Origin of the sequence: Bartonella sp. HY328 (genome assembly GCF_025449335.1) — a bacterium.
Taxonomy (GTDB): Bacteria; Pseudomonadota; Alphaproteobacteria; order Rhizobiales; family Rhizobiaceae; genus HY038.
Map to the genome: position 1 here is coordinate 1 of NZ_CP104883.1, position 15,539 is coordinate 15,539.

The 15,539-nt window shown below is 41.3% G+C and carries 10 protein-coding genes; 7 read left to right on the forward strand and 3 right to left on the reverse strand.

All coding sequences use genetic code 11. The annotated features are described in order from the left end of the window. Window positions 1–699 precede the first annotated feature (699 nt). Window positions 700–2,139 (forward strand): chromosomal replication initiator protein DnaA, encoded by a 1,440-nt coding sequence (dnaA, locus tag N5852_RS00005; RefSeq protein WP_410004268.1) that lies wholly within the window; start codon window positions 700–702, stop codon window positions 2,137–2,139. Window positions 2,140–2,376: 237 nt separating this feature from the next. Here dnaA and prmC read toward each other — a convergent pair whose 3' ends face one another. Together prmC and prfA are read right to left on the reverse strand one after the other, a co-directional pair. Beyond that, window positions 2,377–3,249 carry a peptide chain release factor N(5)-glutamine methyltransferase gene (prmC, locus tag N5852_RS00010; RefSeq protein ID WP_262098289.1) on the reverse strand — a complete coding sequence of 291 codons (873 nt, stop codon included), beginning with the start codon at window positions 3,247–3,249 and terminating at the stop codon, window positions 2,377–2,379. After that, the gene (gene prfA / locus N5852_RS00015) at window positions 3,246–4,322 is read right to left on the reverse strand and encodes a peptide chain release factor 1 (protein WP_182418322.1); all 1,077 of its coding nucleotides are present in this window, start codon (window positions 4,320–4,322) and stop codon (window positions 3,246–3,248) included. The genes prmC and prfA overlap by 4 nt, the downstream gene beginning before the upstream one ends. A 536-nt stretch (window positions 4,323–4,858) precedes the next feature. Between prfA and N5852_RS00020 the strand changes: the two genes are divergently transcribed. Beyond that, complete coding sequence (locus N5852_RS00020) at window positions 4,859–5,146, forward strand: hypothetical protein (RefSeq protein ID WP_262098290.1); 288 nt, start codon at window positions 4,859–4,861, stop codon at window positions 5,144–5,146. Between the two features lie 82 nt (window positions 5,147–5,228). Continuing rightward, complete coding sequence (locus N5852_RS00025; RefSeq protein ID WP_262098291.1) at window positions 5,229–6,794, forward strand: multicopper oxidase family protein; 1,566 nt, start codon at window positions 5,229–5,231, stop codon at window positions 6,792–6,794. A gap of 57 nt (window positions 6,795–6,851) precedes the next feature. On the opposite strand, the gene N5852_RS00030 is transcribed toward N5852_RS00025, so the two are convergent. Continuing rightward, window positions 6,852–8,444 carry an ATP-binding cassette domain-containing protein gene (locus tag N5852_RS00030; protein WP_262098292.1) on the reverse strand — a complete coding sequence of 531 codons (1,593 nt, stop codon included), beginning with the start codon at window positions 8,442–8,444 and terminating at the stop codon, window positions 6,852–6,854. A 319-nt stretch (window positions 8,445–8,763) separates the two neighbouring features. Here N5852_RS00030 and N5852_RS00035 point away from each other — a divergent pair, with 319 nt between their 5' ends. From N5852_RS00035 to N5852_RS00050, 4 genes are read left to right on the forward strand one after another with little or no spacing between them, the layout of a single operon-like run. Continuing rightward, the gene (locus N5852_RS00035) at window positions 8,764–9,894 is read left to right on the forward strand and encodes an AAA family ATPase (protein WP_262098293.1); all 1,131 of its coding nucleotides are present in this window, start codon (window positions 8,764–8,766) and stop codon (window positions 9,892–9,894) included. Continuing rightward, window positions 9,881–10,315: a bpX5 domain-containing protein gene (locus N5852_RS00040; RefSeq protein WP_262098294.1), complete on the forward strand. Its 435-nt coding sequence runs from the start codon at window positions 9,881–9,883 to the stop codon at window positions 10,313–10,315. The genes N5852_RS00035 and N5852_RS00040 overlap by 14 nt, the downstream gene beginning before the upstream one ends. After that, on the forward strand, window positions 10,312–12,183 hold the full coding sequence (locus N5852_RS00045; RefSeq protein ID WP_262098295.1) for a hypothetical protein: 1,872 nt from the start codon (window positions 10,312–10,314) through the stop codon (window positions 12,181–12,183). The genes N5852_RS00040 and N5852_RS00045 overlap by 4 nt, the downstream gene beginning before the upstream one ends. Then, a complete protein-coding gene (locus N5852_RS00050) occupies window positions 12,176–15,376 on the forward strand; it encodes a bpX6 domain-containing protein (protein WP_262098296.1) in 3,201 nt (1,066 codons plus the stop codon). Before N5852_RS00045 ends, N5852_RS00050 begins: the two co-directional genes overlap by 8 nt. Window positions 15,377–15,539 lie beyond the last annotated feature (163 nt).

Genomic DNA, 15,539 nt, shown 5'->3' on the forward strand with positions numbered 1-15,539 from the left:
AAATTAAATCAATGATTTAATATGCTTATCCACAGGATGTGGATAGGTGTACATAACGCTATTTAGAGTCAAGACCATATTATAATTTTTTTTTAAAGTTGTAGTTTTGCAAGCCCACCCCAATCCCAATTGAAAAAGCTGTGTTGAATCAAAGTTCATGGCAAAAAATCTAATCTAATTGCTGCAAAATTGAAAAAAACATTGGACATAAAAGAATCGGATTCAGCACTTGCAATGCTCGCAGCGATTTTTGTAATGTGGTCTACACACCGGCAAGATAAGAGCTGCGTTAATAATTATGAATAAGGCACTTATCACAGTGATATCTAAAATTTGATCCAAAAAGGCATAGTCCAACTCTATTTGTGTTTGGGCTTGATGAGGATTTTTGTGCCTATATAAACCACTTGAAAAGTGAGCTACTGCTCTATTTTATTTGAAAGGTTTTAATAGGCTTTGGAATGATTGGCATAACTGCATAGAAATATTGCAGTTGGTGGAAAAGTGAATTTGCGGCAATTCCGCATAGAAAATATGAAATTTTGCGATTTCAGTTTAAAATCTATTGGTTAATGTGTTAAGAGTAAAAGGCTAAAGATGATGGTAAATGTTGACTTGAACAATATGGAAGAAAATTTTGGGAATTCTTCTATAGACCCATCATTGGAGAATAGCATGGCTGAGGGAATGACCAATAATATGATAATTTCTGATGAAGATGGTGCAAAAGCCTTTGAACGTGTTGCAGCAAAATTAAAGGCACGAGTTGGTGCTGAAGCCTATTCTAGCTGGTTTGGCCGTTTAAAATTAGCAGAATATATGCGCAATCAGGTTCGCCTTTCTGTGCCGACTGCGTTTTTACGTTCATGGATTAACAACCACTATGCTGTTATCCTTACAGAATTATGGCGCGAAGAAAACTCTGCTATTATGCGCGTTGAAGTCATTGTACGCGGCATGAATCGCGCACCAAAACCAACGGTAAGTGCCAATATCACAAATGAGCCTCAATTAACTGAGCAAGCAGCACCAATTGCTAATCCCGCGCGCACTGAAAAGACAAGCTCTAGCTATTCCAATGCCAGTATTTTTGGCTCTCCGCTTGATCCTCGTTATTCCTTTGAAAATTTTGTCGAAGGTGCTGCCAATCGCGTAGCTCTTGCCGCTGCCCGCTCTATAGCTGAGGGAAGCCAAGGCGCATTGCGTTTTAATCCACTTTTCATTCATGCTGGCGTTGGTCAAGGCAAAACCCATCTCTTGCAGGCAATTGCAACGGCTGCCTTAAAACACCCAACACCGCAACGGGTTGTTTATTTAACTGCTGAATATTTCATGTGGCGTTTTGCAACCGCTATTCGCGATAATGATGCCTTGTCCTTTAAAGAACAGCTACGCGATATTGATCTTCTTATCATTGATGATATGCAATTCTTGCAAGGTAAGTCTATCCAGCACGAATTTTGCCATTTGTTAAATACTTTGCTTGATAGTGCCAAACAAGTGGTGGTTGCAGCTGACCGTGCACCAGCTGAGTTGGAATCGCTTGATGTGCGTGTACGTTCACGCTTGCAAGGTGGTGTATCGCTTGAAATTGGCTCGCCAGATTATGATATGCGCCTTGAAATGTTGCGTCGCCGTTTACGCACCGCTCGCCAAGAAGAGCCAAATATTCAAATCGGTGAAGATATTTTATCCTACATTGCCCAAAGCGTTTCAGGCTCTGGCCGTGACCTTGAAGGTGCCTTTAACCAGCTTTTATTCCGCCAATCTTTTGAGCCAGAATTATCCATCAACCGTATTGACGAATTATTAGGCCATTTGACCCGTAGCGGTGAACCAAAGCGCATTCGCATTGAAGAAATTCAACGTGTGGTTGCTCGCCATTATAATGTATCCAAGCAGGATCTATTATCCAATCGCCGCACTAGAACCATTGTCAAGCCGCGCCAAGTTGCAATGTATCTTGCCAAGATGATGACACCGCGCTCATTGCCAGAAATTGGCCGTCGTTTTGGTGGTCGTGATCATACAACTGTTCTTCATGCGGTGCGAAAGATCGAAGATTTAGTTGGCGGCGATCAAAAGCTGGCGCAGGAATTGGAATTGTTAAAGCGCCTTATCAATGATCAGGCAAGCTAGAGCGTTTTCCGAAAAGTGTGAAGCGGTTTTCGGATAAAAAACGCGGTGTAAACGATGGCTTAGAGCGCTGATCTGATCCAATCAGATCGAAATGCGCTCTAAGCCTATTGGAATGATTTTAAAAAAACGTTTAACCTTAAAACTTGAACGCTTTTATTTGAGCAATATAAAATCTTATAAAAAAAGCCCAATTTGTTTAACGCAAATTGGGCTTTTATTTTGCTTATAAGCAAAAAATCAATTATCGATTTTATTTTTAAAAATCAGCACACGGATAATAGCGGATAAATCGGCAATTGCCTCAACAAGGACAAAGCCATTTTTGTCAAAAAGATCATTTATATCTTTTTCTTGGCCCATACCAATTTCAAGAGCAATATAGCCGTCATCATTTAAATGATTGCGGCTTTGTTCAGCAAGTTGACGATAAAAATCAAGACCATCATCGCCGCCATCAAGTGCGAGCATTGGATCAAATTGACGTACACCAATATCAAGCTCTTCTATTTCCTTATGGGGAATATAAGGGGGGTTTGATGCAATAATGTCAAATTTTCCAACAATATTTTCAAACCAATTGCTATAGAGCGGTGTAAAGCGCCGCTCGACCCCATGCCGAGCAGCATTGCTTTTTGCCATATCAAGCGCATTTTGTGAAATATCAACGCCAATAGCGTGAACTTTTGGCTCTTCACAAGCAAGGGTAATCGCAATAGCGCCGCTACCGGTTCCCATATCAATAATTGTGACTTTGTCCTTTTGTTGTGCAGATAAGCGCACATAGGGCAACAGCACATCAATTAAAGTTTCCGTATCGGGACGCGGCTCTAATGTGTCGCCATTCAGCCAAAAATCACGGCCATAAAAATTACGCTTTCCCATGATGCGATGCACAGGTTCGCCATTAAGTCGGCGTTTGATAATGCTGTCCAATTCCATTACCAATTGATGGGTAATCACCAATTCAGGATTGCTCACACGGTCCAAACGGCTCGTCGCAGTAAGCCAACTTACCAGCAAATCAGCATCAAGTTCGGCAGTGGTAATATCGGCGTCTTTAAAGGCTTGTTTTGCACTCAAATAGCATTCTTGCAAGGTCTTACTGGTCACGCGTCACTCATCTCTGCCAATAATGCACTTTGATGATCCGAAATAAGCGCATCAATAATTTCATCAAGATCGCCAACTATAATGCGGTCAAGCTTATAAAGCGTGAGATTAATCCGGTGATCTGTCACGCGGCCTTGCGGATAATTATAAGTGCGGATACGCTCAGAGCGATCGCCCGAACCAACTTGGCTTTTACGCGATGCTGAACGCTCGCTATCGGCCTTTTGCCGTTCCATATCATAAAGACGAGCGCGCAAGATTTGCATGGCGCGGGCGCGGTTTTGATGTTGGGATTTTTCCGCCTGCACTACCATAATACCGGTTGGAAGATGGGTGATGCGCACTGCCGAGTCGGTAGTGTTGACGTGCTGGCCACCAGCGCCCGATGCGCGCATGGTATCAATACGAATATCTTCATTGCGAATTTCAATATCAATATCTTCTGCTTCTGGCAAAACCGCAACGGTTGCTGCTGAAGTATGGATACGGCCACCCGCTTCTGTCTCAGGTACACGCTGCACGCGGTGGACGCCTGATTCAAATTTTAACTTTGAAAACACGCCCTTACCAGTGATGGTCGCGATAATTTCCTTAAACCCACCGGCATCGCCTTCACTGGTTGAAACCAATTCGACTTTCCAATTATGTTCGCTGGCATAGCGCTCATACATGCGGAAAAGATCACCGGCAAAAAGGGCAGCTTCTAAGCCACCAGTACCCGCACGAATTTCCAAAATAGCGCTACGCTCATCGGCAGCATCTTTTGGTAAAAGCAAAATTTGGACGGATTTTTCCAAATTTTCAATTTTTTCTCTAAGTTCGGGTAACTCTGCCTCAGCAAGATCACGCATTTCTGCGTCTGTATCGCGGTCATCAAGCATGGCTTGCAAATCTTGCAATTCGCTAAGGGCGCTATTTAAACCACGAATCTGAGTGACGATCGGCTGCAAATCCGAATATTCAGAAGCAAGGCGTACATAGGTTTCAGAATCGGGATTTTGTGACATCTGCGCTTCAATCATTTCAAAGCGTTTTTCCAATTGATGCATGCGATCCAGTGGCAGTGATACCATTGCTTATTACCTGACCTTGAATAAATTTTATAAAATAAATAGCTTATGCAGCCTTAGCATAGCTATATATTTGAACTATTTGATCACTTTTATCCAATCTTGCAGATTTTATTAAAGCGATTATGATTGCAATCTTGTTTTAAGCTATATACGCGCATTTATGCGCTTTACAACCAATTTATCAATGGCTTGGTATTATTTTAATGTTTTTCCATATGGTTTAGCAGCATAAAAATAGCAAAACAGAATAAAGTGAACGATGCTTTATTGGCTTTTTAATTGATTAAGGCTAAGATCAATGGAAGTTCAAAAATATTGCATGGCTTTTCACCGACTGCCGGTTGACCAGACATTCGGTCAATGACATCTTTTGGTAGTTTTCCCTTTAATCTATGTTAAGTTGCTCTGTCGTGACGCAAATTTTAAGCAATTTAAAAAAAAGACCGCATAAATATCCAAGACTAATGGTTTTGGCTGTGTTGTTTGCCCTTGTTTTTTCGCTTAATATAATGGCGCCGCCATTCATGCAGTATAAAATGAGCAATGAGATAACCAATGATATAAGTAGCGATAATGCTGCAATAGCGCTTATCGATACTCATTGCCAAGACGCGATGGACGGAGCTAACCAGTCCTCACAACTACCGCATCACTTGCAAGATTGTTGTCGCTTAATGGCCGGCTGCGCCTTTTGCTTTCTCCCCATCGACGAATTTTATTCTTACAGCATAATGCCAACCAAAATTACTTTGGTTATAAGCCATGATGTTTTTTTGGCGCAAAGCAATTATCTGCCGCTATTACCACCACCTAAAGTGTCTTGATTGTATTTTTTAAAGTTTAAACCTTGGCAAAAATGGCTCTAAGGCTTTTTGAAAATTAACTTTCTTAAATTAGGTGTAAATTATGAATCGTAGAAAAATTCTGCAATTGCTGGGCTCTGGCGCCCTCATGGTAACGGTTGCCCATAAGGCTTTAGCCCAAGGTGGACATCAAGGGCATGGTTACCATTCGGGTCATGGAGCAATGGCCCCCAATAAAATGGGTCATAGTGGCCATGGTTCCATGCCGACCATGTCGCATGATTTAGCAGATTTAATGCCACTTGATAAAATGGCAAGCAAACAGCCTTTGCAGCCCTTAAAGCTTTTAAAAAATACCTCTAGTAAGCAGGGCGTATTTATAGCGAATTTGGAAGCAAAGCCGATCAAAGTTAACTTGGCTGACGATAAGGAAACTGAAGTTTGGGCCTATAACGGCCAATTGCCTGGGCCGCAAATTGTGGTCTATGAAGGCGATACTGTTGAAATTCATTTTAAAAATTCACTATCACAACCAACCACAGTGCATTGGCATGGTTTACCAGTACCACCGCAAGAAGACGGCAATCCACAAGATGCGGTTAAACCGGGCGAAAGTCGTATCTATCGCTTTACTTTGCCACAAAATTGCGCCGGTACCTATTGGTATCACCCCCACCCCCATGGCTATGTTTCTGAACAAGTGGCAAAAGGCCTTGCCGGGAGCTTTATTGTCAAAGCCAAAAATGATCCTTTAAATGATTTATCCGAGCAGCATTGGCTTATTTCAGACTTGCGCCTTGATAAAAACGGCAATATTCCTGAAAATAATATTTTGGATTGGATGAATGGCCGCGAAGGGCAGTTTGTGTTGATTAATGGCCAATTGCAGCCAAGTATCAACATCAAAACTGGCGAGCGTATTCGTATCTGGAATGCTTGTTCTGCCCGTTATTTATTGCTTGCCATTCCAGGCTGTAAATGGATCACAGTTGGCAGCGATGGCGGTCTATTAGAAGAACCAAAGCCCGCCGCTTCAAAATTATTTATTGGCCCTGCAGAGCGAGTAGAAGTTATTCTACAAGCCGATGAAAGTCAATTGACGCAATTGGTTAGCAATTATTATGACCGAAGTAAAATGATGGTTAATGATCCTAAGAATGACGTTCTTTTAGCCAATATTTCGGTTGATGCAACACCGTTTAAACTACCTGAAACGTTGAGAACGATTGATGATTTAGGGCCGGTTGCTGCAAAAAAATATGTTGAGTTTTCAGAAGCAGAAATGCCCACTGATTTTATGAATAGCAACAGCGATAAACAAATGGCAGTGCTAAAGACTATGTTTTTAGTCAATGGTAAGACCCATGACATGAATAGAATCGATATGACCAGCAAGCTTAATGCTATTGAAGAATGGGAAGTTTATAATAATTCCCATATGGATCATCCTTTTCATATTCATGGCGGACAGGTACTCATTACTAAGCGTGTTTTTAAAGACAAGGTAACTGAGGAAACCCGTAAAATCTGGAAAGACACTTTTAACGTCAAACCTTATGAGCGTGTAACCTTTAGAATTAAGCAAACAGAAAAAGGTATTCGCATGTTCCATTGTCATATTTTGGAGCATGAAACCCTTGGCATGATGGCCAATTTAAATGTTATTTAGTCAATATTAAACCCATCTTGAACTCTGTCCTGTTTTCACAACAGGACAGAGTTTAGCTTACAGCCATATGTCTTCATCAATATGTATATTGTTTAAAAAATTTTGGTCATGGCTAACAACCATCAACGCACCGTCATAGGCATTGAGCCCGTTTTCTAAAGCTTCGATGGTTTCAATATCCAAATGATTGGTTGGCTCATCAAGGATTAGCAATTGCGGCGGTGTTTCACTGCCAATGGTGCAGCAAAGACCAGCCCGCAATTTTTCACCGCCACTTAAATCACCAATTATTCTTTTTGCCATAGTGTTGCGAAAACCAATCCGCGCCAAAGCCTCAAAACATTGGCGATCATTGGCCATTGGGTGAAGCCGTGCAAAATTATCAAGCAACGTAGCATTGCCATCCAACAAAGATACAAATTGGTCAAGCATGGTAAAGCGGACAAAAATATTTGCATTGCCGCTTTTTATCGGCAAGGTACCACTCAATAATTTTAATAAAGTCGTTTTACCGCTACCATTTTTACCATGAAGCGCAAGGCGTTTTGGTCCGTAAAGCTCAAGATTGAATTTTTGAATAATATCATTATAGCCACCTGTTAATTCATTTGCTGATAAAACCAGCTTTTGTGGTGCTAGCTTGGTCGGTAATAGCTTAAAAGCAATCGGCATTTTTTTGATCAAGGCAGATTTTGCAACCGTCATTATATCTTGCGCTTTACTCAATAAAGCTTGGTTCTGCTCAATGGTTTTGCCGCGTGATTTTTCAGCATTATTCTTTGCCTTATCCAATGACATTTTGGGAATATTAGCAGTTTTGCTCTTGCGTTTTCCGTTTTGGTCGCGCCTATTTTGCCGCTCAATAAGCTTTATGCCTTTATTTTTAACATTTTTAAAATCAACCTCTGCCTGATGAACATCGTTTTTAATTTTGGTAAGTCTTTGCACTCTATCTTGATAATAAACACTATAATTTCCGCTGACTTGGTAAAGACCCGTTGATGATAATTCATTGATTGTGTTCATATGTTCAAGTAATTGCCGATCATGACTGGCAATGACAATAATGCTTTTTTGTACAATCAAAGGATTTTGGGTTAATTGTTTAATTAAGAAATCTCGCGCTTCATTATCAAGATTATTACTTGGTTCATCTAGCAAAATAAGCGAATAGCCGGCACAAAAAAGTCCAATGAGTCTAGCGCGTATGGCCTCACCGCCACTTAAATCACTAACCAATGTATCAAAATTACGGCTGTTAATCGCGCTTTGTTGCAAAAGATCGTGAAAATCTTCTAATGCAGTCCAGTTAATCTTATCGCTATCAAAAGATAGAAGCTCGCCTTTTTCAATTTTTTCAAGCAAACGCAAATCGTCACCAAGGCCAAAGAGATCAGCAAGGGTGGTATTGGTGTTATGTCTAATGTTTTGGTTAAGATAACCAATCGGATTTGGTGTTTGAAGCGCACCACTTGTTGGCTGTTTTTTGCCGGCAATTATGTCAAGAAGGCTGGATTTACCAGCCCCATTTTTTCCAATCAAACCATGTAAACCAACAGGCAATGCCGCATTGACATTGGAAAACAGCCAATCACCATTAGGTAATTGATAGCTAAGTGATGTTAAGTCGAGTATGGGAGAATAAGCCATGGAAAACCACCTTTTCACAAAATATAACAAATAATTTTATGAGTGGATTGCGCATGACACTTATTCCTTTATTGCAATAGGACTATTTTGAACAAAAACTTTAACATGAAAAACCTAAGCTTACCATAGATTTGGCATAACATTATTTAAAAAAGCGCTATTTTTCAATAAAATACCCATTAATGGTGTAATTTATTCTATTGCGTCATTTAAAAAAGCAAGGCAATTTACAAGGCAATTTACATGGCAATTGGGCTTTTAATATTTAAATCCTTTCGGCATTAGAATATAAGCGCAGGAATTATAAGTATACGGGGCAATGATGGTTGATCTTAAACAAATAACTTTATTAATTCGGCAACGCATAAAATTGGCGACCGAAGGCATGATTGGCCGCGAGCAATTAGCCGAATTAATGATTTTAGGCGCCATTGCTGGTGAGCATTTATTGGTGATTGGTCCGCCCGGCACTGGCAAAAGTGCGGTGGTGCGCCGCGTCGCTAATTGTTTTGGAGGACGTTATTTTGAATATTTGCTTGGCCGTTTTACTGAACCATCGGAGCTATTTGGGCCGGTTGACCTACGAAAATTAAAAGAAGGCAAGGTTGAAACAGATATTTCTGGCATGTTGCCTGAAGCTGATATTGCCTTTCTTGATGAGGTTTTTCTTGGCTCTACCGCAATTTTAAATACCTTGCTGGGTATTTTAAATGAACGGCGTTTTCGCCGCGGTCATACCGAACTTATCTGCCCTTTAAAAATATGTGTTGGTGCGTCCAACTCCCTGCCCCACGATCCTGCCCTTGGCGCCTTTGCTGATCGCTTTTTAATGCATCTTTTTGTTGACCGCATTGCTGATCACCAATTGGAAGATATGTTAAAAGGTGGTTGGCAAGCGCAAAGCCAAATAACAGCTTTTGAAAAAACTGGGGACCTCATTGCAACATTAAACGCGCAATTGCCAAATGTTGATATGGCAAATATGCGACCAATTTTGGCTGATGCAATACGTAAACTACGCCATGGCGGATTAAATCTATCAGATCGGCGTATTGTGCGTTGCCAAAATCTAATTGCCGCAGCAGCTTTATTAAATGGTCGTTTTGAAGCCAGCAAAGAAGATTTATGGCCTTTGCTTTATGTTGTGCCAACTGAGGCCGAACAAAAATTTGCCCAAGATATTTTACGCCCTATTTTAGGCGATGCAGCTAATTTTTCATTGCATGGCGTGGTCGAAGCAGTGGCAGAGCAACCCGCAAGCCGCGTTGCGCGTCTGGCTGAAATGGCGGATCTATGCCTCAAGGCGGAAGAGAGTGATCTTAGCGCAATTGAAAATATCTTGCGTGAAATTGATGTCAATTTTGCAAGTGATGCTGTGCCGCAAGAATTGGCTGGCTTGCGTGTCCGCTTGCTAGAGCGTTTACAGGAAAAACGCCATGGCGAAGTTTGATTGGCAATGGCAAGCGCGGCCAAATGGGCTTACGGCCAAAGGCATGATTGTTTTTGGCCCAGCAAGTTTTGATTTGCTTGAGCGTCTGAAAGCCATTGATGACAGCGTGCAGCAAGCGGCCTTACAAATTGTCGGTTTTCGCTATGGCATTGTGGTGTTAGGGCCATTGCAATATTTACCATGGTGCGAAAATGGCCATTATATTGGCCATGATCTTGAAGCGCCAGAATTATGGTTACCTTTGCATAGCATGCCTAATGCGCCACTAGACCTTTTGCTTGCAGCCTTTAAAAAGCGTTTTCCAGCGCCGTTTTTGCTATGGCCAGAACCGCGACAACTCATCGATTTAAGACGGCAATTTCCTATTCAATCTTCAGTGCTGACATTATTGCGCCAAGAGTTAGAGGAAAACGCAAAATGACAATGGCGCAACAGCAAACATCTGACCCAAATACATTAAATAATTTATTGGCTGAGTGGCAGCACTGGCTTAAGTGGTTTTTAGGCGATTTGCAGGGCGATATTGGGCAAATGTTACATCATTTGCATCCCTTATTAACCGCGCCGCGCCCAAGTGATAATGGTGGGTTATTAACCACGCCGGGTCTTGAAACAGTGTTGCGACGCGGAAATTATGCCAATTTGCTATTATCTGAATGGATGCTTGCGGATAGTTTTCCTGATGAATTTTTGCGCCGTGCTGCACAGCATGAACATTTATTTTTTGCGCCGCCACCACTTGAAGACGATGGCGGAAAAAGAGTGCTTGCCCTTTTTGATGTTGGCATTATGCAGCTTGGCTTGCCGCGTGTTGCCCATATAGCCTTGTTAATGCTTTTATCGCGCCGTGCGCAATTATTAAAAGGTGAATTTTATTGGGGCATTGTACAAAATGAACCGCAATGGCATGAATTTACCAATGTCAACCATTTGCGGCAGATGCTCGATGTCCGGCAGGTTACATTAATAACAGCTGAACAACTTGATAAATGGCGCAATTTTGTTGAAGAAGGGGATAAAGGCGATGAGTGTTGGTTTATCAGCAGCCAAAAATTTCATGATCAAGGTAAAAGCCTTTTTGCAAGCCACAGATTAAGCATTGACGAAACTTTTAAAGGTACATCGCTTGAGGTTATTTTGCACCAAAATGGCCGCTCAGCAATTGAAATAGCGCTACCTTTACCCGATGAAAAGCAATGTAAGCGTTTATTATCGGCTAAATTTGTCAAAAAAGATACGCAAGGAAAAAAGCAAACTAACAGCCTGCTCGATAATAGCTCGCTTTTGTGGCCATTAATCATTTCACCTAATGGTAAAAAAGTCCTGCTGCGTACCAACGGCGACAATGATCGATGTTTGATTGAAGTTGATATAGATGATCTGCGCCCTAAAATTCGCAAGTGGTCCTTGCCAGTAGGCGCAAAAATTATCGCTGCTGGTTATTCATTCGATGGTGATATCAGCTTGTTATTAAAAGTTGATCAAGATTATCAATTATGGGCAAAAGATAATACGCCTTTGCGAGGAAATATTCAAACCAATATTTCCGATTCACCTGCAAGAACGACGAGAAAAATTGAACCGCTCATTGTCATGACTGATGGGGATGGGCTTAGCTGGATTGCACGGTTGTCAGGCGGTTTGACACAGAACCTTTATATAACAAATGCGACAATCAAGCCTTTGAAAGAAAATTTAGCATTTCTCGACATTTATGCTGTGCAATATTATTCCTATAAGCATTTTTTAGTATTGAAAAATATAAAAGAAAATTTCCGCTTAGAAATGATCAGTGTCAAAGATAACGAGGTTAAACAATTTTTTGATCTTGGGCCATCATTTGAAACTTCAAAGACATTTATAAAAATCGGCTATATTGACAATCCAGCTTATAAGGGATCCAAAAAATTTGTATCTGGTATGCTTGCCCAAAATAAAGATGAAAGTCACTTAACTTGGTTAAGCCGGACTAAAATTGGTGGTGAGCAGCTTGTTGAAACTATATTCCCTTTGCCCATGGGATGTAAGGTTATTGGCACATGGTTTGATGATGCATTAAATGTTTTGGTACCAGTTATTTGGGATCATAAAAAAACCATTGGTGCATGGCGCGGTGATCGTTTTGAAAACTGGTATAGCGATGCAGTAAAACTCGCTAACGCCGAAATGTGTATCTATTCGGGAACTATTGTTATGCATAGTGTCGATCATGACATCATCTTTTTTGATGTCAATAGTCGGCAAATTATGGCGCAAACGGGGCAGGCAAACGGGGATAAAAATGGATAAAACAAATTTTTCACCGGTGCGCCAACCTTTAGCGCAAGGAAGACGCGATGTAGCTGGTTTGTGGTTGCCCCATGAATGGTATAGCGAAAGTGAGCGCCAGCGCATTATCTGGCACTACTGGCAAAAAGGCGCGCAAATTTTGCGCTTTTCAAGCAGCAGCGAATCCTATTTCAATGCAAATGGTGATTTATTGCGCTTTCCTGTTGCATGCTCAATGCTTTGCAGTGATTTACCGGGGCTACCTTTGATTGCTTATGGTGCAATGCTTACCACTGCGGATCTTGATAAAAATGAGCAAAAAACATTACCCGTCTGTGATTGTTGGATTATTGCTGGCAATGAAACCAAGGCTTTAAAATTCAGTCAAGGCGCATATATTGACCCGTCCAATTGGGCAAATATTGCTAACTATACGTGGCACGAAAGTTTTGATCTCGCGCCGCCAGTGATAGAGATTGAGGAAATTGCTCCCAAGCCTAGCGGTGATACGCGCACAATATTGGGTGATAATATTCCGCAGCCAAGTGAAAGCCAAGAAAAAATATTAAAAGACTTAAAGAAAAAGGCCGTAGCAAAGAAAACACGAAAGGTATTCAATAGGCCTTGGATTTATGAAAGGGAAAGAACCACCGCAGATGGGATGGGGAGCAAGATTATAGCTATTTATCTCATTGTCTTGGCCCTCTTTTTTTATATTTTTTTCGTAAACGATATACCGCACTCAACTCAAACAACAGCAACGCCGCAAAATAATCCAGTCGCTCAACCAATTATCGAGTATAGTAGCAGCCCTTCAATTTTTTATTGGTTGGTTGTTTTTGGGTTGGTGGCACTTTTCATATTTTTATTACGCCAATTTTTAATATCTAATATTTTTAACAAGATAACGGCCTCAAGTGTCGAGCAATATACAAAATATCAAGACAGCTTAGCAACGCAGCAAAGTTACCGCCAAACGACGCGGGCGCAAGGCCCTAGCGTGCAATCAACTCATCAGGACGTTGAGCAAGATGGCGTTAATGATGCAATAAAAGCAAACAATAAGCCGCAAACTCAAAACAGTTCCACGCCAAAAGCCGAAGGCAATAAGAATAAAAATCACTCAAAAAATAATAAAAATGGCCTTAAACAGCGTGATGAAGATAAGATTATGCGCCCACCCTTATGGCGTTTATTGGTGGCGCGGTTGGCAATTGTTAGTAACCTGAACCGCTTGTTTGCTATGCGACAGGCACGATATTTAAATTCTATGCTGCGCATGTTTGAACAAGGCGATATAGAAAATGCTTTGCGCCATGCTATACCATTTTCATCAAGCCAAAGTGATGGTGGCCCAATGTTTGGTGTACCACGGCCGCGAGATAATTTGCAATTAGGCGCAAAACAGGTTGGTGGTCCATCTATCAATATTGACGAAGACGCAAGAAAAATGCTTACCAGCTATTATCGGCGTGCTTTCACAACCCTTGATAAACAGGGCCGCATTGAAGAAGCTGCTTTTGTTTTAGCTGAACTCTTGGATGAGCGCTTAGAAGCACTGGATTATCTTGAAAAAAATGACCGCAGTGATAAAGCCGCCGAACTTGCGCTTGCTTGGGATATGTCGAGTGACATTATTGTGCGACTATATTGCCTTGCCGGAAAATGGGATTGGGCTATTGCTGTTGCGCGCCGCGACCATGCTTTTGCTGCGGCGGTTTTGCGCCTTGAAAGAGATAAATCTTCGGCGAGCGTTCGATTGCGCAAAGAATGGGCATTTTTTGAAGCTGAAAACGGCAATTTGATGAGTGCCATACAAATTATCTGGCCGCTTAAAAACCAGCGTGATCTTGCATTGCAATGGCTTTTACTAGCGGAAAAATCAGATGGTGAACTTGCTGCTGCCGCGCTTGTTAAACGGGCAATTTTACTATCAGACACGGTTGAAGATTATCGCACTAAAATAACCCAAATTATTGAAGATAAAAATCCCAAAGTTTTTGCGGCACTCATTAGCGAAATTGATAAGGCATTTTTAAATGGTGACAGTAGTGAAGGACTTATTTTTTTAACGCGCTTCATTACAAGGCCAGCCTTATTACGGCATCAGCAAAACGCATTTTATCTTGAAAAACAAAAGTTTTTGCGGCTTTTACATGCCAGTAAACAATTTGCCTTTGGTGCTGATTTACCCCAAACTGGTTGGGGTCAAAATAGTTTGGAAGCATTTAGCGCAGATAATATTTGCCAATTTAAAGCGCCAACGAATGGCAGACCGCTTGATATACATGATATAGTCTATGTCAGTGAAGGGCGATTTATTGCCGCCCTTGGTGATGGCGGCGTGGTGCTTCTTGATGATTTAGGCCATGAATTGGCTTTTTATGATGTGCCTGCTTCGCAACTGGTGGTATCGGCTTCAGGTAATATTGTGCTTTTATTGATGCAGCGCGATAATTTATACCGTGCCACACGGCTTAACCTAAATGATAATAGTTTAACGCCGCTCAAAAATTTGGCTTTGCAAGCAATGACGCGCGATTTTGACGGTGTTTCGTGGTCAGTTGCGCTAACGGATGGTTTTATTCATGTGCTTGATACAGCCCGTGGCTTAAAATCGCTTTGGAAAAGCGGAAAATTACCAAATCCAGTTCATGACATGCGTTACCGGCACTGCTTTGTTGAAGGGGTGCCAACAACTGCAAAAAGTGAGCAATGGCTTATTTACCATGTTGACCAGCAGCAAAAAATGATCGAACTTGAAAGCTGGTATTATTCGCTACCAAGCAGAACCCTGCGCTCACGCGACATTATTCCCGATAGTTTAAACACCACAAACCGTATCTTCCTGCCAGAAGACTATATCGCCTATAGCTATGGTATTGAACAAGACAATGAAGGCAATGCTCAGCTTTATTATCTTGATGCCTGTGAATATGAATATAAAACACATTCAGTTTCACTTGATGCCTATTATGAGCCAGAAAATCAAGAATTTAAGATGTTTGGCTTTGATAAGGCATTTATCGCCAATTATAATGGAACTATCTATGCAATTTCGCATAAAAATATTGTTATTGCCTCCCTTGCATGGGGCGATGTGCGCTATCGCTTGGCAGAGCAGCAAAATCATTTAATTGTTTATAATGATCGCGGCCGTATTTTTCATTTCGACATGGTAAACCATACCGGCAAAGCAATAAGCGTGCAGTAAATTTACCTTAGTATAAATATGATTTTTAAAACCGATTTGGATAAACCAAATTGGACATTGGGGCAGCGCTTAGAATTATCAGTAGTTTAGTGGCTTTTCGATCTGATTGGATCAGATCGGCGCTTTAATCCATTGTTTACTCCGCATTTTTATCCGAAAACCG

Bases quoted from the DNA above. Each gene is read 5' to 3' on its own strand.
- dnaA (WP_410004268.1), top strand. From the start codon at position 700: ATGATAATTTCTGATGAAGATGGTGCAAAAGCCTTTGAACGTGTTGCA.
- prfA (WP_182418322.1), bottom strand. From the start codon at position 4,322: ATGGTATCACTGCCACTGGATCGCATGCATCAATTGGAAAAACGCTTT.
- N5852_RS00020 (WP_262098290.1), top strand. From the start codon at position 4,859: ATGAGCAATGAGATAACCAATGATATAAGTAGCGATAATGCTGCAATA.
- N5852_RS00025 (WP_262098291.1), top strand. From the start codon at position 5,229: ATGAATCGTAGAAAAATTCTGCAATTGCTGGGCTCTGGCGCCCTCATG.
- N5852_RS00030 (WP_262098292.1), bottom strand. From the start codon at position 8,444: ATGGCTTATTCTCCCATACTCGACTTAACATCACTTAGCTATCAATTA.
- N5852_RS00035 (WP_262098293.1), top strand. From the start codon at position 8,764: ATGATGGTTGATCTTAAACAAATAACTTTATTAATTCGGCAACGCATA.
- N5852_RS00040 (WP_262098294.1), top strand. From the start codon at position 9,881: ATGGCGAAGTTTGATTGGCAATGGCAAGCGCGGCCAAATGGGCTTACG.
- N5852_RS00045 (WP_262098295.1), top strand. From the start codon at position 10,312: ATGACAATGGCGCAACAGCAAACATCTGACCCAAATACATTAAATAAT.
- N5852_RS00050 (WP_262098296.1), top strand. From the start codon at position 12,176: ATGGATAAAACAAATTTTTCACCGGTGCGCCAACCTTTAGCGCAAGGA.